Here is a 16,680-nt window from a genome sequence, read left to right as displayed (position 1 = left end):
TGTGGCCACCGCGCCGTGCCGCGCCTATCCTCGGGGTGAACCGACCGCACCCTCCCTCAGCACCCCGGCCGCCGGCCGGACTGACGAACGGAGCATGCCATGACGAACCGCCCAGCAGGCCCCACTCCCGAGCCCAGCGTCCCGCTCGAGGGGTCCGAGCGCCCGCCGGCCCCGGGGCTCACAGCCCGCGGGCTCGCTGACCCCGAGCAACGGATCGAGGTCACCGTTGTCCTGCGCAGGAAGGCCCCGCTGCCAGAGCGGCCCGAGGGGCACCTGACCCGCGAGGCGCTCGCCGAAGGCCACGGCGCCTCCGACGATGACGTGCGGCTGGCCACCGAGACCTTCACCCGGCTTGGCGCCGAGGTGATCGAAGCGGACGCCGCCTCGCGGCGCCTGCGCCTGGCAGGGACGGTCGGCGGGCTCAGCAGCATCTTCGGCACGAGCCTCGAGACGGTGACCAGCGAGGGGTCCCATGGCCAGGAGGTCGAGCACCGTCACCGCACGGGGAGCCTGAGCATCCCCGCGGCCCTTGACGGGGTGGTCACCGCTGTGCTTGGCCTCGACAACCGGCCCCAGGCGCGCGCCCAGTTCCGTGCGATCCCGCTGGCCGGGGCCAGCACTAGCTACACGCCCACGGACCTCGGCAAGATCTACAAGTTCCCCGCCAACACGGACGGCACGGGCCAGACTGTGGCGATCCTCGAGCTCGGCGGCGGCTTCGGGCAGGCGGACCTCGACGCGTACTTCAAGGGGCTTGGGCTCGCTACGCCGACGGTGACGGCTGTGGGGGTCGACGGCGCCGCGAACCAGCCCGGACAGGATCCGCACGGTGCGGACGGTGAGGTGCTGCTCGATATCGAAGTGGTCGGCGCGCTGGCACCCCGGTCCAGTGTGCTCGTGTACTTCGCGCCCAACACGGACGCCGGGTTCCTCGACGCGCTCGCCCAGGCCTCGCACGCGACCCCTGCTCCCGCGGCCATCAGCATCAGCTGGGGCCAGAGCGAGGACGCCTGGACGGCCCAGGCCCGCAATGCCTTCGACCAGGCGCTCGCGGACGCCGCGGCACTCGGCGTCACGGTCACGGCCGCGGCCGGTGATCGCGGGAGCACAGATGGCGTCGGTGACGGCCACGACCACGCAGACTTCCCCGCCTCGAGCCCCCACGCGCTGGCCTGCGGCGGCACCCGCCTCGAGGCCGACCCGGCGACCGGCGCCATCACCGCGGAGACCGTCTGGAACGACTCGCCGACCACCTCCGCTACGGGTGGCGGGTACAGCGACGTCTTCCCCGTCCCGACGTGGCAGGCGTCCGTTGCGGCGCCCGCGGCCCATCGCAAGCCGAAGCCGACCCCAGGCCCCAAGCCGCACGGCCGCGGCGTCCCCGACGTCAGCGCCGTGGCCGATCCCCAGACCGGCTACCGGGTCCGCGTGGACGGCGCGGACATGGTGATCGGCGGCACGAGCGCCGTCGCCCCGTTGTGGGCGGCGCTCGTCGCGCGGCTGGCCCAGGCCACCGGCAAGCGTTTCGGCCTCATCCAGCCCATGCTGTACGCGCAGGGCACCGGCTTTCGGGACATCACCGTAGGCAACAACGGCACGTACCACGCGGGGCCAGGCTGGGACGCCTGCACGGGCCTCGGCTCCCCGGACGGCACGGCCCTGCTGAAGGCGGTGACCACAACCACGGCTCCCTGAGCTCGCGCGCCGGCGTCACGTCAGCCTGTAGCGCTCGATCTGCTTGAGCCGCCGCTGGAGGGAGTCGCGCCGCGGGTGGGACTCGGCGTCGGCCGGCTCCGCCGTGAGTTCGATGTGCCGGGGTCCGTACTGCCACAGGAGGAGGTCGTCGAGGAGACGGTCGGGCCCGGGGGAGTACCGGTGATCGAGGGCCTTGCGGACCTCGGTGATCCGGTCCGAGTCGAGGAGCTCCATGAGCTGGCGGGTCTCGGTGAGGCCGTGGGCGCCGACGAGTTCGGCAGCCCAGCCCCAGTCGTCGTCCACCTTGCGGTCCACGTGCGGCAGGAGGGTCAGCCAGACGTCGCGGATCCGGTCGGGCGTGAGCGGCCCAGCGCCCTCCCCGGCCTCGTCCCAGAAGCCCCGCACCTTCTCGTACCGGTCGTGCAGGTCGGCGAACTCCTTCTCCACGACCTCGAGCATCGCGGCGGTGGCCGTGAACTGCCGGTCGAACTGGGGGCTCCACGCGCGAGGGTCCTGGCCCTTGAAACGGATGTCGTGCTCGATCTCGCTCCACGCGTGCGCGAACACTGTGCGGATCTGGCACTCGAAGAAGTACGAGCCGTTGGCCGGCAGCTCGGGGTTCAACACTGACTGGTAGGCGCGCACGGTGTCGTTCTGAAGGGTGCGCAGGATCAGGTGCCGGCTCGAGTACCCGTATGTGCCCGACTCGATCGAGCCAATGGCCTTCTCCCGGTCCCCGCGGCAGTCGAAGATCTGCCGCTGGCGCTTGATGAGGTTCGCCACCACGGCGTTCTCGGCGGGCAGCTTGGTGATCACCCGGACTCCCACCATGTCATTGAGCGTGCGGAAGGGATCGGGGAATTTGAGGGTGGGCTCGCCACCAGCAAGTGACGGCGGATCGAGCCGCGAGACCTTCTCCCTGAACGACTCGATGGTCTTGGTCCGCCCGGTGATGAACAGCGGATCGACTTCGGCGTCCTTGAACATCGCGATGAGGGTTACGAGCACGTCCCTCGTGACGTTCTTCAGTTCGGGCCGCACCCGCGCGTACGTCGCGACGGACGCGTCCACACTGGCGCGCTGTCCGGCGTCAAGGCGGTCGTAATTGGAGGCCATGCCCAAAACGGTAGCAACCGGCACCGACACGTGGGCCGGCCCGGCGGCCACACGCGGCGCGTCCAGCGGCGCCGCCCGTTGCTGAGCGTCCCTTCCTGCTCAATTGGCCCGCCGCCAAGCGCAGATCGCCGGCGTGTCGCAGATCGACACGCCGGTGATCACCGTCGACCCGAGCAGGAGCGGACGCACTGCCGTACGGGCCCCCTACTTCTTGTGCCCAGAGGTAGACCGCGCCGGTGCAGCGAGCCCCGGCTCGTGGTGCGCGTCTCAGCCGCGCCGCCAAGTGCTCCCGGGGGGCGACGGCTGTTACCGTGATTCCCATGCTCACAGTCATCGGCGAGGGCCTCATCGACGTGGTCCGGCGCCCTGGGGGCACCGAGGCGCACCCCGGCGGGAGCCCGCTGAACGTGGCCGTCGGCCTCGCGCGCCTAGACCACCCTGTCCAGTTCATCGGCCGCTACGGAGACGACGCGAACGGTCGCATGCTCACGGACCACCTCCGTGGCGCCAATGTCCTCGTCCCGCTGCCGCCGGATGCGAGCCCCACCCCCGTGGCGACAGCCGAGCTGGACCACCGCGGTGCGGCCACCTACCACTTCGAGCTGGACTGGTACCTGCCAAACCTGCGCGACCGCCTCGACACTCTTCTCGGTGCCACGACCCTCGTGCATACCGGGTCTATCGCGTCGGTCCTCGAGCCGGGCGCGGACCAGGTGCTGCACGCGGTGGAGCGTGCCCGGCCTCGCGCCACGATTGGCTTCGACCCGAACTGCCGCCCCACGATCACGAGCGATGCGGATGTGGTCCGGGGGCGCGTGGAGCGGTTTGTGGGGCTCGCGGATGTGGTCAAGGCCTCGGACGAGGACCTCGCGTGGCTGTACCCGGGCGCGGACCCGCTGGACTCCGCACGGCGTTGGCTCACTCTCGGCGGCTCCGAGGGACCGGCGTTCGTGGTCGTGACGCGGGGGGCCCAGGGCCCATGGGCGGTGGGGCACAGCGGTGAGGTGTCAGTCCCCGCGCCGCCTGTCCGGGTGGTGGACACCGTGGGTGCGGGTGATTCCTTCATGGCCGCGCTGCTCTCGGCAATCGTGGACAGGGAGCTCGACGGCGCGCAGCGGCGCAGCGAGCTACGGCGCCTCGACATCCGCGAGCTGGGTCGCATCCTCGAGTTCGCCGCGCGCGCGGCAGCGGTGACCGTTTCGCGTCCCGGCGCGAACCCGCCGTCGCGCGTTGAGATCCGCGCCGGAGGCGGCGCGCAGACCGGAGGTGCGCAGTGACATTCCAACTCGGCAGCCAGGACCTCGTGGACGGCGGCAAGCTCCCGCGTGCGCAGGTGAGCGCGTACTTCGGGCTCGATGGGCAGGACCTCTCGCCGCACCTCGCGTGGAGCGGTGCGCCGGAGGGGACGCGCAGCTTCGCCGTGACCGTCATGGACCCGGATGCGCCGCGTGCCGGGAGCTTCTGCCACTGGGCGGTGGTGAACATCCCCGACGAGGTGGACGAGCTGCCTGAGGGCGCCGGTGGTTCGCCGGACGGGATGGGACCGGCGGACACCGACGCGGGCCTGCCCAACGGCTCGCTCGAGCTGCTCAACGATGCCGGGTTCACCGGCTTCGTGGGCGCCGGGCCGCCGCGCGGATCCGGCCCGCACCGGTACGTGTTCACGGTGCACGCGCTCTCCGCCGAGGTGGTGCCGGGGACGCCGCGCAGCAAGGGCTCGCGGGTGATCAGGGACATCGAGGCCAACGAGCTCGCGGCCGCGAGCATCACCTGCACCTACGAGGTCCGCTGAGTGGGCGGTCTGGGCAGCGTGCGGGCTGGCGCCGTCGAGCAGCTCATGCGCCTCGTGGCGAGCGACATCGACGGCACGATCCTGCGCCGCGACGGTCGGATCACCGAGCGCACGGTGCAGGCCCTGCACGCGTGCGAGGCGGCCGGCGTCGAGCTCGTGTTCGTCACCGGCCGGCCAGCGCGCTGGCTGACGCCGCTGAGTGAGCAGCTGGGGCACTCGGGGACAGTGATCTGCTCCAACGGCGCGCTCGTGTATGACCTCGAGACCATGTCCGTGGTCTCCTCGGAGGCGATCCGCAAGGAGACGATGCTGGAGGTCCGCGAGATCGTGCGCGGGCTGTTTCCTGAGACGGCGTTCGCCGCCGAGACGCCCGCAGAGTTCGTCATGGAGGACGCATTCGCCGAGCCCCGGCACCAGCGGCTCCTGGCCGAGGTGCGCCACGGCGACCTCGGGGACCTCATCGACGGCGACGAGGTGGTGAAGTTCATGGCCAAGATCGAGGGCATCACCGCTGAGGAATATCTCCGCGTCGTCGCCCCGCACGTGGCGCACCTCGTCTCCATCACCCACTCGGCCGTGGACATGACGATGCTCGAGATGGCACCGCTCGGCGTCAACAAGGCCGTCACCCTTGCCGAGTACGCGCACGCTCTCGGGATCGCTTCGGCGCAAGTGGTCGCGTTCGGCGACATGCCGAACGACGTCGAGATGCTCGCCTGGGCGGGCGAGGGCTATGCGATGTCCTCGGGCCATCCCGACGCGCTCGCTGCCACCGAGCTGCACGCACCGGGCATCGAGGACGACGGCGTCGCGCAGGTTCTGGAGCGGAAGCTGGCCACGGCGGTGGAGCGGAGCGGGGTGGAGTCGAAACCCCGCCGCGCGAGTTGAGCGGCGGGCACCGCGAGAGTCTGGCCGCACTCTGGTCCACGCTCGGATTCGCGCGGATCATGGGCACATGATCACCACACGCGCGGAGCTCCGGGCTGCCCAGGCCCCCCTCAAGCAGCAGTACCGGGAAGACCCCAATTTGGCTATCACCCCGATCTCGGGGGCTGCCACGTGGTCCGAGCCAGGCATCACGGCCACGGTTCAGACGTGGACCGGGCCCGTCCGCGCGGGCCTGCACCGCGCCGTGGGCGGAGATGGAAGCGATGCGTGCTCGGCGGACATGCTCATGGAGGCTCTCGTCGCCTGCGCGAGCGTCACGCTGCGCAGTGTCGCCACTGCTATGAACCTCACGATCAGGTCCGGGGAGATCCGCGGGGACGGCGTCTTCGACGCGCGCGGCACGCTCGGCGTGGACCGCGAGGCGGAGGTGGGCATCCAGGACGCCCGCATCATCGCGACCTTCGACACTGACGCAAGCGATGAGGAGCTCGAGAAGCTGGCCACCGTCGCCGACCGCTACTGCGTCGTGGCCCAGTCCCTCAAGCGGCCGCCGCGGATCGAGGTCAAGCGGGCATGACGGACGACGGCGCGTGCCCGCCTATGTCCCTGTCGTCCTAGGTGCCCGCCGTCGCCGCCGCGACGATCAGCCCCGCCACCTCGGGGTGCTGGATGTCCGAGTGCGCCCCGGCGAAGGACGACTGGGACGTGTCCTTGATGACGCTGTTGGCGTCGGCGCGGTAGAAGGTCCCCGCGGCCAGCGGCGTCCCGGGTCGAAGCGGGAGGGAGATGTCGGCGCTCGGGGTGACGCTCTGGTATCCGTCAGAGCCCAAGCCACCCCACCGGTCCGGCGCGGAGGTGTCCTGGTTGTCCTGCTGGGCGAGGAAGGATGCCTTCGGGTACCACTTGCCCACAGCCCAGTCGGCAGCGGTGAACGTGGACATCAGGGGTCCGGCCACGCGGTCCGCCACCGCGCACAGGGCCCCGGCTTCCGCGAACGGGCTGTCCGCGGCCTGGGTGAAGGACCAGTGCGAGAATGCTCCCTGGAGGAGGGTGACAGAGGCGACCGGGCTCTCGCCCGGGGTGCCGATTCCGTTGAGCGCGAAGGAGACGAGCCGGGCGCCGAAGCTGTGCCCGATCAGGTGCACCCGCAGCGCCGGCGCGGCGGCATGCAGCTGCGTCAGGAACGGGCCCAGGCCTTTGGCGCCGACGGTCCCTGCTCGGGCCTTCATCTGATAGAACGATGCGACCCGCAGCGCGTCCTTGGCTCCGTTCCAGACGGGGCCGAAGATGTCGCCGAGGCCCTCGGTGTCCCCGGCCGGCTGGGCGCTGCCCATCGTCGTCGCCAGCGCGGCGTAGTCCCGCTTGGGGTTCTCGCTCGCGATGAGGGCGCTCTCGCCGTCGTCCTCCGTGCTCGCCGTGGTTCCGCCGAACACGTTCTGCAGCAGGCCGTGGAACTGGTCGACGGCGGCGCCCTGCTCGGCGGGGGTGGCGGTGCCCGCTTCGACGTGCCCGAGTCCGGTGTCGATGAGCGAGCCCATGGTGGCCAGCGGTGCCGCGGCCTCGGGCACGCTGCGGGCGAGCGACGTGGCGATCTGTGCCCCCGAGAGTGCGGCGTCCGTCCCGCCGGCGGGCGGGTCGGGGAACCAGATCGAGGGCCAGAACACCCCGAGGTAGCGCGACTGCGGTGGGACGCCGGGAGCCGCGTCGATGAGCGGGAACATTCCGGAGTACAGGGCCTCGGCATCGCCTTCGGAGTTGTTCCAGCCGTGGCTCATCAAGAACAACTCGGCGGCGCCGCTCGCGGCGATCTCGGCCACGAGGCCGGCGGAATCCGTGGCCGTGCCGTTCTCGTCGAAATGCAGCTGCCAGTAGTCGCTCGCTGAACCGTCCACCATGTGCTCCTCTCACTGTTCCGGGCAAAGGCAAAGGCAAGGGCAAAGAAGGGTGTCAATAGTCCAAGAGCATCGCCATCGCGTCCGCGAGCCCTGCTCCCTGGGCGTACCGATCACGGCCGAGGTCCAGGGCGGTGCGCATCAGCAGCGCCTTCACGTCCGCTGCGCGGCCGATGTACTCGGGCCGCCCGGACAGGAACGCGGCGATGATCCCCGAAACATGCGGTGCCGCCATGCTCGTGCCGGACAGCTCCGCGTAGGTGAGGGAGGCGTCGTCGCCCGTGAGCGCAGCGAAGCCGGCGCGGGTCCGCACGGCCCCCGTCGCGGCCGAGCAGATCCATTCGCCGGGCGCGACGACGTCCGGCTTGGGCCGCCCGTCCAGCGTGGGTCCCTTGGAGGACGTCCAGGAGACCCCGAAGGCGTGCGGCGCATCCCGGTGCGTTGACCCGACCGTCACCACGGCGGCGGTGTGCCCCGGCTCAGTGATCGAGGCGAGCACGCCCGTGGACTGGTTGGCGGACTGCGCCGCCGCGGCGCTGCCGTTGTTCCCCGCGGACACCACCACGTTCACCCCCGTGGAGACCAGCTCGGTGAGCATCTGGTCCAGGGGCGATTGACCAGCGGCGTAGTGGCTCGGGTCCCACTCGCACCCCAGGCTCAGGTTCACTCCGTGCACGCGTAGCGGTGCACGGGTCACGTTGACCTCGGTCAGCAGGTACTCGATCGCGGCAATGACAGCGGAGGACGACGTCACGGCCACCCCGGCAACGCGCCGGAACACCTTCAGGCTCACGAGCTCGCAGCGCGGCGCCATCCCACTCAGCATTCCGGTGTGCGCGCGCGCCACGAACCCTCCGTCCGGCGCCTCGTCCGAAGATGCGACGTGCGCGATGCGTCCTTCGGGGCAGGCGCCGGCGATGATCCCCGCCACGTGCGTCCCGTGGCCCTCCTCGTCCACGAGCGGCGCTTCCGGCGCGGTCGGCACCCCGAGGCTCGGGTGCACGAGCCCGGAGAAGTCGCGGTGGAGCCCGCCCGTCCGTGGCGAGGGGGCGGCGTCGTGCTTCCCTTCCCGTGCGAGCTCGAGCGAGGAGAAGTGCGGGTGTGCCGCGTCGATGCCCGTGTCGACAACAGCCCATACAATTCCGTCGCCGACCGCGCTGAAGGAGCGGTGCACTGCGTCGATCTTCACCGTGGGCGCGGAGCGGTCGATGTGCGGGTACAGCTCGTAGTCCGGCCAGGCACGGAAGATGATCCGCGCGCCGGCGGGGCCCGGCACGTCGAGGTCCATGAGCAGCGAGAGGGTGGCCCGGGTCAGGACGCACTGGTAGAGCTTCCGGGAGATCTTGGTCTTCTGGAACAGCACCTTCGGCACCGCACCGTCCGGGGCGGCCTGCTCCATGAACTGGTGCCACAGGGCCTCGAACGCTTCGTGGGTAGCGGTCGCCGGTCCTGGGCGCCGCGCGTCGAGCTCGATCACCACATCGATGGGCTCGTCCGGATCGGGGCTGTCGAGGCCACGGGCGCCCGACGGCGGCACGGTGAGGTTGCCCACAATCCGTGACTTGGCCTCCTGCCCGGACCCGATCCCAACCATGCCTACGCCCCCTTGGCCTGTGGCTCAGCAGGAGCGCCCGTACTGCCCTTGTCCGTCATCATCCAGGACGAGTTCTCGCTCATGACTACGCCCTCGGTGCGCTGGGCGAAGAGCGCCGCGGGGTTGGGCGCGGCGCCGTACTCGCCGGCCCCCGCAGTGAACAGGGCGAGCTGTGAGGCGAGCGCGATGTTCGCCGAGCGGTACCGGTACCAGTTCGTATGGAACTGGAAGAGCTGCTGGACGCCCTCGAGGACCACGATGACGACGCCCAGGGCTGCGGTGACCGCCACCCAGCCCGCGTTGGCGGTCTGGACGGAAGCGGCGAACGGGACGAGCGCGCCTGACACAATCTGGGCGAGCTTGATGGTCACATACCCGATTCGTGACCTTGTTGCATGCTGGGCGAACCAGGCAGCCTGGGTCCTCGCGCGGCGCACCGCCGCGGCTTCCGCTGTCTGGGAGACGGCCCCGGGAGCCGCCGTTGGGAGCGGCGATACCGTGGCCGGCGTATCTGCTGAGTCAGCTGCCATTGTAATCCACCTTTGGGTTTGGTCCTCCCCGAGAGAATGATCGGCTCGCGTCGTGGCCCGATTCAAGATCCGTGCGGCACCTGACGGCGATTGTCGAGGAAGGTAAGGTGTGGTCTCCGATTTGTGCGGCGGCTTGACTCTCCAATGTGGGGTGGGCGTGCATTAGCCCCATTCGTTGGACACTGCTTCCACGCCGACATACAGTGTCGCTAGAAGCACCCGTCTGTCGATGCTCCACGAATTCCGACGGGTACATCTGCGGGGGCATCGGTTGGAACGTCAACCCCTCCCTCGAGAAGCGGCACGATCCGAAACGGCAGGGGGGCGAGTGGGTCGACACACAAGGAGGGTGAGCCCAGGGTGGCGATGGCTGCGGGCCACCGCGCTCGGCCTCGCCGTGATCCTTGCCGTGGCCGCGATGGTCTACCAAAGCGCTCGGGACTCGGAACAGCGCCGACGCATCGATGCCGCGAACGAGCTCGCCGCCTCTGCCTCGGTTGCCGCTGTTCCGGCCCCGCCGACTACTGCCTCGCCAGCACCCTCTGCGAAAGCGCCCGCGCCTAGCCCCAGCCAAGCCGCCACGCAGAAGCCAGCCCGGACGGACGTTGCGCTCCCGCCGGCCAGCTTCTCGTGGCCCGCCGCGGGGCTCGCCGTGAACATCGTGCCGACGGACTGGGACCCGGCAGTACCAGTCAACCCGCCCTTGGACGCCAACGGCTTTGACCCCGTGGCGCATTGGCTCAAGGGCACCGGTCAGTCCGAGGACCAGTTGCCGGTGGTGCTATCCGCGCACACCTGCCACGCCGGCGTCCCGCTGTGCACCGACTCGACCTTCCCGTTCAACCGGCTCAGCTCCGACAGCTGGGCCGTTGGCCAGCCGGCGTCCATCAGGGACGCCCGCGGCACCGTACTTCCGTGCACCCTTGAGGAAAGGAGCCTCGTCGACAAGTCCAAGCAGTTCTCGTTTCCGAACGACCCGTGCCTCGTCGTGCTGTTCACCTGCAATTTCGAACGGCCCGATGACGCCATCACCCTCGTGACCTTCAGGTGTGGCCAATGCACCTGAATCATGTGGCACAAGGAGTTCCGCGCCGAGCGCGCGCATTCATCGTTGAAAGATTGAAAGGAGGTGGGGGGCGTGGCGCTGCTCTCCACAATTAGCAAGAAGAAGACTGGACTCATTGCCGCCGCAGCCGGGGGCCTCCTGGCGGGCGGCTTCCTCACTATGCCGGCGGCCGTCGCGGCAAATGGCAACGACAACGGCGTTGGACACACCCCGGTGACCATCTGCCATCACGTGGGAGACACGAAGGACCCGTATAGAGTCATCACCCCGGATGCTTCCGGGGTTTACGACGGCCACCTCGACCACCAGTATGCGGACGACATCATCCCGCCGTTCAGCTATATGAATGGACAAGGTCAAACGATCAGCTTCGCTGGCCAGAACTGGACCCCCGCGAACGAGGCAATCTTGAACAACGACTGCAAACCGGTCGTCGTGAAGCCGCCTACGACCGAAACGACGCCACCGGCCACCGAGACGTCGACTCCGCCGGGGACCCACTCGACGCCGCCCTCGGGAGTGAAGCCTCCGGCCTCGTCCTCCTCCCCCGCTGTAGTGCCTCCGGCCACCACGAAGGCGCCGCCAGCTAAGGGCCCCGCTGCGGTAAAGCCGGCCCCGGCGAAGTCGATGGCCGTCTCGGCCAAGACGTCCGCCAACACCGCCCCGGCGGACTACACGGTGCCCGGACTGCTGATGGGCTCCGGCACACTCCTGGGTGCCTGGCTCGCACTCACCCTCTGGATGAAGCGCCGCCGCGGCGGACACGAGTAGCCTGCACAGCTGGACATAAGTGAGGGCCCCGGGTGCAATAGATGCACCCGGGGCCCTCACTCGTTACTGGCCTGTGCGAATGTTAGCCGGCGGGTCTGGCCACTTTCATGGCCCCGAGGACCACGACGATGAGACCGACCCACAGGAACATGAAGACACCGTCGCCGATATTCGCCCACAGGCCAAGAGCGAAAATGGCCAGAAGCACCAGGCCCCATATCAACAGCTTCATCGCGAACTCCCTTGATTGGTGTCCAATGCCCACATTGTGACCATTGGAGGACGTTCTTGACTATGCCCCGACACGACGTGCGGGGAGCTGTCTACTGATACGGCATAGATGCCGCGGTGCCGCCAGTGTCCTCCTAGGTGGCCCTGCGCCCCATGACGAAATGCACGATCAGGGCGATCACCGCGAGGACGATCAGGATGTGCACGATACCGCCAAGGCTCGGAAGCGCGATGAAGCCGAGTAGCCAGAGGACGAACAGGATGACAGCGATCCACAACAGCACGGTGGTCTCCTTAGGTCGGTGCGGATAGTCCGTGCGGACGTAATCGTAAGCTTTCCCGGCATGCGAGATCCCAAACAACATCCATGGAAGCCGCGTTCGCCTCAGGCGATATCAGGCATCCCAGCCAATTGTGTGTCGTTGAGGATGGCATGAGTGAAGATCGTGACGGGCGCCACATCACTGACGACGCGGACCTGGACGCGTACTCGCGCACGGTCACGGGGGTTGCGAGGCATGTGACCCCTCGCGTCGCTTCGGTGAGGACGGAGCGCGGGGCGGGGAGCGCCGTCGTGCTTACCGCCCTAGGCCATCTCGTGACAAACGCCCACGTGGTGGGGCGAGCCAATCACGGCGAGGTCGCGTTCGCCGACGGTACAAGCGGGCCGTTCGGCGTGGTGGGCCGCGACCCGCTGTCCGACCTCGCCGTGCTGTGCACTGGGATCGCGGTGCCCGAGCCTCCCGAGTTCGGCGACGCGGACATGCTGCTCGTCGGGTCCCTCGTGGTCGCCGTGGGGAGTCCGCTCGGCCTTGAGGGCAGCGTGACAGCGGGGGTGGTGAGCGCTCTGGGGCGGTCCATGCCCGCGAGGGGGCGCACGGCGTCGCGCCTCATCGAGGACGTCATCCAGACTGACGCCGCGCTGAACCCCGGCAACTCCGGCGGCGCACTTGCCGACTCGCACGGCCGGGTCATCGGGATCAACACGGCTGTCGCGGGCTTCGGACTGGGCCTCGCTGTGCCGATCAACGCAACGACCCGCCGCATCCTCGACTCCCTGCGCGAGGACGGACGGGTGCGGCGCGCCTACTTGGGGCTCGTGACTGTGCCGACGCCTCTCGAGGAGCGTTGGGCTGCCCGTACCGGGACCCGGAGGGCACTGCGGGTCGCCGAGGTGGTGGGGGGCAGCCCCGCGGAGACGAGCGGGGTCCGGGCCGGGGACCTGCTCATCGCGGTCAACGGTGCTCCCCTCAAGGACGCCCAGTCCCTGCAGAAGCACATGTTCGCCGACGCGATCGGCCGGCGGACTGAGATCACGGTGCTGCGCGGCGAGGCGATGGTGGACGTTGTCACGGAGCCCACCGAACTCGTCGACTGAAGGGCGGACGGCGTCGGTCTGGCTCGACCGCCCTACAGCACCTCGACGCCGTCCTCGAGCTCAAGCGTGCGGGCCTCCGCGAGACCTGTGAGCGCGGCCTGGATGTGCAGCGCGCCGTGGTCTCCGAAGTACGTCTCGAACTCATCCGGCCCGACGAACCTCCACTCCGTCAGCTCCTCCTCCTGGAGGGTGACGTGCGCCCCCTCGGGGAGGCTGCCGCCGTCGTACAGGAAGCTCAGCCCGTCCCCGATCGGGTCAGGGAATGCCGAGTGCGCGATCAGGAGGAGCGCGCCCGGCTCGACGTCCAGCCCGAGCTCCTCGCGGCCCTCGCGGCGGGCGGCCTTGCGGGGTGCCTCGCCCGGGTCCACCGTGCCGCCCGGAAGGAGCCACCCGTCCTTGTAATTGGGCTTGACCGCGAGCACGCAGCCGTTCCCGTCCCTGATCACGAGGCCGGCGGCCAGGCGCCTGCGGGGGAGGGTGCGGTAGTACTGGATGCTTACTGGGCTCAGCTGCTCCATGCTTTCCAGCCTACCGGCGTAGCGTGGGGCGCGTGGCGTTCCTGCATTCAGCGCCGATGGCGTTCGCGCACCGGGGATTCTCCCGCGACGGGCTGGAGAACACCCTCACCGCGTTCCGGGCCGCGTGGGATCTGGGATTCACGCACCTCGAGACGGATGTGCGGGCCACGCACGACGGCGCGTTGGTCGCCTTCCATGACGAAAGGCTTGACCGCGTCACGGACCGGTCCGGGGCGGTGGCACAGCTGGATTGGGCCTCCGTGGCCGCCGCGAGAATCGGCGCCGCAGAGCGCGTCCCCCTGTTCGCGGAGCTTGCGGAGGACCTGCCCGATGCATACTTCAACGTGGATGTGAAGTCTGCTGAGGCAGTGGCGCCCCTTGCGGAGCTCATCGAGTGGATGGGGCTGCACGAGCGGGTGCTTGTCACGTCGTTTTCGGATGCGCGACGGCGGGCGGTGCTTGCGCGGCTGTCACGGCCGGTGGAGTCGTCCTCGGGAGTGGAATCCGCCGGCGCCGTGCGGCTGCTCGGGGCGCCGCTGCCGGGTGCGCTGCTGCGCCGCGCGGTGAGGGACATCGGCGCCCTCCAGGTGCCCGAGTACTTCCGGGGCCTGCGCGTGGTCACGCCCCCGTTCCTCGCCCGGGCGCACCGGCTCGGGCTGCAGGTGCACGTGTGGACCGTCAACGAGGCCGGGGACATGAACCGGCTCCTCGACCTTGGCGTGGACGGCCTCCTGACAGACAGGGCCGATGTGCTGCGCTCGGTGCTCGAGGCCAGGGGCACCTGGCCGCCCAGGTAGTGAGCCGGCGGGCGAGGGGAGCGGCGGTGAGGTGCCGCGGCGCCTAGGCGTCGGCGTCGCCCGCGGCGAGAGCGCGCTCGATCCGGCGGTCCGGCACGATCCACATCGCGGCGACCGCAATGTACGCCGCCACACTCACCCACACGGACAGGAACGCGCTGGCGCACCCGAGAACGTAGAGGGCCATCGACCACTTGCCCTTCGTGTCGTTACGGATGGCCCGGGCCAGGCGGCTTTCCGCACCCTGGACGTGGACCAGCCGCCTCTGCAGGATCGAATACGACACGGCTGCGCCGAGGAGATTGACGCCGTACACGAGCACGGGCAGGGTCGCGAGCGTGCTCTCATCCATCCAGCGGGTGGTGAACGGCACCACCGAGAGCCAGAACAGCAGATTGAGGTTCCCCCACAGGGACGCTCCGTCCACCCGTTGCGTGAGATTCATGAGGTGGTGGTGGTTGGTCCAGTAGATCCCGATGTACACGAAGCTCAGCACATAGGTCAGCAGGGTCGGCAGGACGCTGAGGAGCCCGTGGAGGTCGGGGGTCTGCGGGGTCTTGAGCTCGAGGACCATGATGGTGATCGCGATGGCCAGGACGCCGTCGCTGAACGCCTCGACGCGGGTGGTCTCCACGCGCTCATTGAACCACCGCGAGTCAAGGTCCGGACACAGGGCTCCACGACTGTCGGCAGCGGCTGGCAGGATGAGGCAATGCACATTCTCATCGCCCCGGACAAGTTCAAAGGCTCCCTTACCGCTGCCGAGGCCGCGGAGGCCATGGCGGAGGGCGCGCTGAGCGTCTACCCGGACGCCGCGATCACGCGCGTCCCAGTCGCCGATGGCGGCGAGGGCACCCTCGAGGCGGCCCTCGCGGCGGGGTTCGAGGAGCGCATCAGGGCTGTCACCGGGCCGCTCATCAAGCCGGTGGGAGCGGCATGGGCCATTCGCGGCACGACCGCGGTCATCGAGACGGCGCAGGCGTCCGGCCTCGCGGCACTCGGGTCCGATCCCGATGCCCAGACCGCCCGCCGGGCGCACTCCTACGGCGCGGGCCAGCTCGTGGCCGCGGCGCTGGATGCGGGGGCCACCGAGATCCTGCTGGGCCTCGGCGGCTCTGCGATGACCGACGGCGGGTCCGGCGCGCTCCGGGCGCTCGGGCTGCTGCCCCTCGACGCCGCCGGGAACGTTGTTCCCCTGGGTGGGGCGGCGCTGGCGGACATCGCCTCCATTGACGCGTCCGCGCTCGATCCGCGCCTCTTTGCTGCTGCGCTGCGCATCGCCGTCGACGTCGGCAACCCGCTCGTCGGACCGGATGGTGCGGCCCACGTGTTCGGTCCGCAGAAGGGCGCCGATCCGGAGACGGTGGAGGTGCTCGACGCCGGCCTGCGGACGTGGGCGAAGGCGCTCGCCGACGCGACGGGCCGCGATGTCGACATCCCCGGCGCGGGTGCAGCCGGCGGCTTCCCGGCCGCGTTCCTGGCCTTCACCGACGCGCGGCTCGAGAGCGGGTTCGACCTCGTGGCCGAGCTCGTGGAGCTCGACGTCCAGCTTGATGGAGCGGACCTCGTCATCACGGGCGAGGGCTCCTTGGATGAGCAGTCGCTCACCGGCAAAGCGCCGATTGCGCTCGCGGATCGGGCGCGTGCCCGCGGAATACCGGTGATCGCCGTCGCGGGCCGAATTCTTGCCACCCCCGAGCAGCTGGCAGCGCACGGCATCGAGGCGGCCGGTGCCCTCGTGGACCTCGCGCCCAGTCCCGCTGAGGCGATGGCGGACGGCGCCCAGTACCTCCGCCGCGCGGTCGCGGAGCTCCTCGCTGGCGCCTGAACGGCGTTGTGCCGCACCGACCGCGTCTATTGCCCCTGGGCCGCCAACGCGTCGAGCTGCAGGACCAGCCAGGGGCTGAAGGCGTAGGGCGCCGCCGCGACGGCGGAGCGGAACTCCTCGGGATCAGACCAGGCCCACTCGGCCACCTCATCCGGGTTCGGCGCCGGATCCGCGGCGGCTACGGCCCGGAACACCGGGCAAATCTCGAACTCGACAATCCCGGACGCATCCACCGCCCGGTACCGGAAGTCCGGAAGCACGGGCTCGATCGCGTCGACCGAGAGCCCGAGCTCCTGCTCCGCGCGGCGCCGGATCGCCTCTTCGAACGCTTCGCCCGGCGAGGGGTGCCCGCAGAACGCGTTGGACCAGACCCCGGGCCACGTCCTCTTCGACAGCGCCCGCCGCGTCACGAGAACACGCCCGTCCCAGCTGAACACGTGGCACGAGAAGGCGAGGTGAAGTGGCGTGTTCTCGGTGTGGACGGCTGCCTTCGGCGCGGTGCCGAGGGGGGTGCCGTCGTCGTCCATGAGCTGCACGAGCTCTTCGGTGATGTTCTCCGCACTGGCCATCCGTCTATTCTCCCA

19 protein-coding genes are annotated in these 16,680 nt (G+C 69.8%); 10 read left to right on the top strand and 9 right to left on the bottom strand.

The window, feature by feature from the left end; all coding sequences use genetic code 11:
* The first annotated feature begins 99 nt into the window (after positions 1-99).
* Positions 100-1,695 (top strand): S53 family peptidase, encoded by a 1,596-nt coding sequence (locus LF262_RS06410; protein WP_235779459.1) that lies wholly within the window; start codon positions 100-102, stop codon positions 1,693-1,695.
* A gap of 15 nt (positions 1,696-1,710) precedes the next feature.
* Here the strand turns inward: LF262_RS06410 and LF262_RS06405 are convergent, their stop codons facing one another.
* Entirely contained in the window at positions 1,711-2,811 is a 1,101-nt protein-coding gene (locus tag LF262_RS06405) for a GTP pyrophosphokinase (RefSeq protein WP_235779458.1), read from the bottom strand.
* 320 nt (positions 2,812-3,131) lie between these two features.
* Between LF262_RS06405 and LF262_RS06400 the strand changes: the two genes are divergently transcribed.
* From LF262_RS06400 to LF262_RS06385, 4 genes are all read left to right on the top strand, one after another.
* On the top strand, positions 3,132-4,088 hold the full coding sequence (locus LF262_RS06400; RefSeq protein ID WP_235779457.1) for a carbohydrate kinase family protein: 957 nt from the start codon (positions 3,132-3,134) through the stop codon (positions 4,086-4,088).
* Entirely contained in the window at positions 4,085-4,603 is a 519-nt protein-coding gene (locus LF262_RS06395) for a YbhB/YbcL family Raf kinase inhibitor-like protein (protein WP_235779456.1), read from the top strand. The genes LF262_RS06400 and LF262_RS06395 overlap by 4 nt, the downstream gene beginning before the upstream one ends.
* A gap of 45 nt (positions 4,604-4,648) precedes the next feature.
* Positions 4,649-5,491, top strand: coding sequence for an HAD family hydrolase (locus tag LF262_RS06390; protein WP_235779671.1), 843 nt, complete (start codon positions 4,649-4,651; stop codon positions 5,489-5,491).
* Positions 5,492-5,558: 67 nt separating this feature from the next.
* The gene (locus LF262_RS06385) at positions 5,559-6,068 is read left to right on the top strand and encodes an OsmC family protein (RefSeq protein ID WP_235779455.1); all 510 of its coding nucleotides are present in this window, start codon (positions 5,559-5,561) and stop codon (positions 6,066-6,068) included.
* Between the two features lie 37 nt (positions 6,069-6,105).
* Here LF262_RS06385 and LF262_RS06380 read toward each other — a convergent pair whose 3' ends face one another.
* Genes LF262_RS06380 through LF262_RS06370 form a run of 3 tightly spaced genes read right to left on the bottom strand, consistent with a single transcriptional unit; the run spans position 6,106 to position 9,507 of the window.
* The gene (locus LF262_RS06380; RefSeq protein ID WP_235779454.1) at positions 6,106-7,386 is read right to left on the bottom strand and encodes a hypothetical protein; all 1,281 of its coding nucleotides are present in this window, start codon (positions 7,384-7,386) and stop codon (positions 6,106-6,108) included.
* 52 nt (positions 7,387-7,438) lie between these two features.
* On the bottom strand, positions 7,439-8,977 hold the full coding sequence (locus tag LF262_RS06375) for a S8 family serine peptidase (RefSeq protein ID WP_235779453.1): 1,539 nt from the start codon (positions 8,975-8,977) through the stop codon (positions 7,439-7,441).
* Between the two features lie 2 nt (positions 8,978-8,979).
* On the bottom strand, positions 8,980-9,507 hold the full coding sequence (locus tag LF262_RS06370) for a DUF4231 domain-containing protein (protein WP_235779452.1): 528 nt from the start codon (positions 9,505-9,507) through the stop codon (positions 8,980-8,982).
* Between the two features lie 349 nt (positions 9,508-9,856).
* On the opposite strand from LF262_RS06370, the gene LF262_RS06365 reads away from it, so the two are divergent.
* Both LF262_RS06365 and LF262_RS06360 read left to right on the top strand, forming a co-directional pair.
* A complete protein-coding gene (locus LF262_RS06365; protein ID WP_235779451.1) occupies positions 9,857-10,573 on the top strand; it encodes a hypothetical protein in 717 nt (238 codons plus the stop codon).
* A gap of 72 nt (positions 10,574-10,645) precedes the next feature.
* Positions 10,646-11,344, top strand: a complete 699-nt coding sequence (locus LF262_RS06360) for a hypothetical protein (protein WP_235779450.1) — start codon at positions 10,646-10,648, stop codon at positions 11,342-11,344.
* A gap of 82 nt (positions 11,345-11,426) precedes the next feature.
* Here the strand turns inward: LF262_RS06360 and LF262_RS06355 are convergent, their stop codons facing one another.
* Both LF262_RS06355 and LF262_RS06350 read right to left on the bottom strand, forming a co-directional pair.
* Positions 11,427-11,576 (bottom strand): hypothetical protein, encoded by a 150-nt coding sequence (locus LF262_RS06355; protein WP_235779449.1) that lies wholly within the window; start codon positions 11,574-11,576, stop codon positions 11,427-11,429.
* Between the two features lie 133 nt (positions 11,577-11,709).
* Entirely contained in the window at positions 11,710-11,859 is a 150-nt protein-coding gene (locus LF262_RS06350) for a lmo0937 family membrane protein (protein WP_235779448.1), read from the bottom strand.
* Between the two features lie 149 nt (positions 11,860-12,008).
* Here LF262_RS06350 and LF262_RS06345 point away from each other — a divergent pair, with 149 nt between their 5' ends.
* Positions 12,009-12,953, top strand: coding sequence for a S1C family serine protease (locus LF262_RS06345; RefSeq protein ID WP_235779447.1), 945 nt, complete (start codon positions 12,009-12,011; stop codon positions 12,951-12,953).
* Positions 12,954-12,985: 32 nt separating this feature from the next.
* Here the strand turns inward: LF262_RS06345 and LF262_RS06340 are convergent, their stop codons facing one another.
* Positions 12,986-13,471, bottom strand: a complete 486-nt coding sequence (locus LF262_RS06340; protein WP_235779446.1) for an NUDIX domain-containing protein — start codon at positions 13,469-13,471, stop codon at positions 12,986-12,988.
* Positions 13,472-13,527: 56 nt separating this feature from the next.
* Between LF262_RS06340 and LF262_RS06335 the strand changes: the two genes are divergently transcribed.
* Positions 13,528-14,268 (top strand): glycerophosphodiester phosphodiesterase family protein, encoded by a 741-nt coding sequence (locus LF262_RS06335; RefSeq protein WP_235779670.1) that lies wholly within the window; start codon positions 13,528-13,530, stop codon positions 14,266-14,268.
* Between the two features lie 43 nt (positions 14,269-14,311).
* Here LF262_RS06335 and LF262_RS06330 read toward each other — a convergent pair whose 3' ends face one another.
* Entirely contained in the window at positions 14,312-14,902 is a 591-nt protein-coding gene (locus LF262_RS06330; protein WP_235779445.1) for a TMEM175 family protein, read from the bottom strand.
* Positions 14,903-14,980: 78 nt separating this feature from the next.
* Between LF262_RS06330 and LF262_RS06325 the strand changes: the two genes are divergently transcribed.
* The gene (locus LF262_RS06325; protein WP_235779444.1) at positions 14,981-16,096 is read left to right on the top strand and encodes a glycerate kinase; all 1,116 of its coding nucleotides are present in this window, start codon (positions 14,981-14,983) and stop codon (positions 16,094-16,096) included.
* 26 nt (positions 16,097-16,122) lie between these two features.
* On the opposite strand, the gene idi is transcribed toward LF262_RS06325, so the two are convergent.
* On the bottom strand, positions 16,123-16,665 hold the full coding sequence (gene idi, locus LF262_RS06320) for an isopentenyl-diphosphate Delta-isomerase (RefSeq protein WP_235779443.1): 543 nt from the start codon (positions 16,663-16,665) through the stop codon (positions 16,123-16,125).
* Positions 16,666-16,680 lie beyond the last annotated feature (15 nt).

It is taken from the genome of Sinomonas notoginsengisoli, from assembly GCF_021554725.1.
GTDB classification, from domain to species: Bacteria; Actinomycetota; Actinomycetes; order Actinomycetales; family Micrococcaceae; genus Sinomonas; species Sinomonas notoginsengisoli.
The sequence above is the reverse complement of the archived record's forward strand: the minus strand, read 5'-3'. Positions and strand labels throughout refer to the sequence as shown.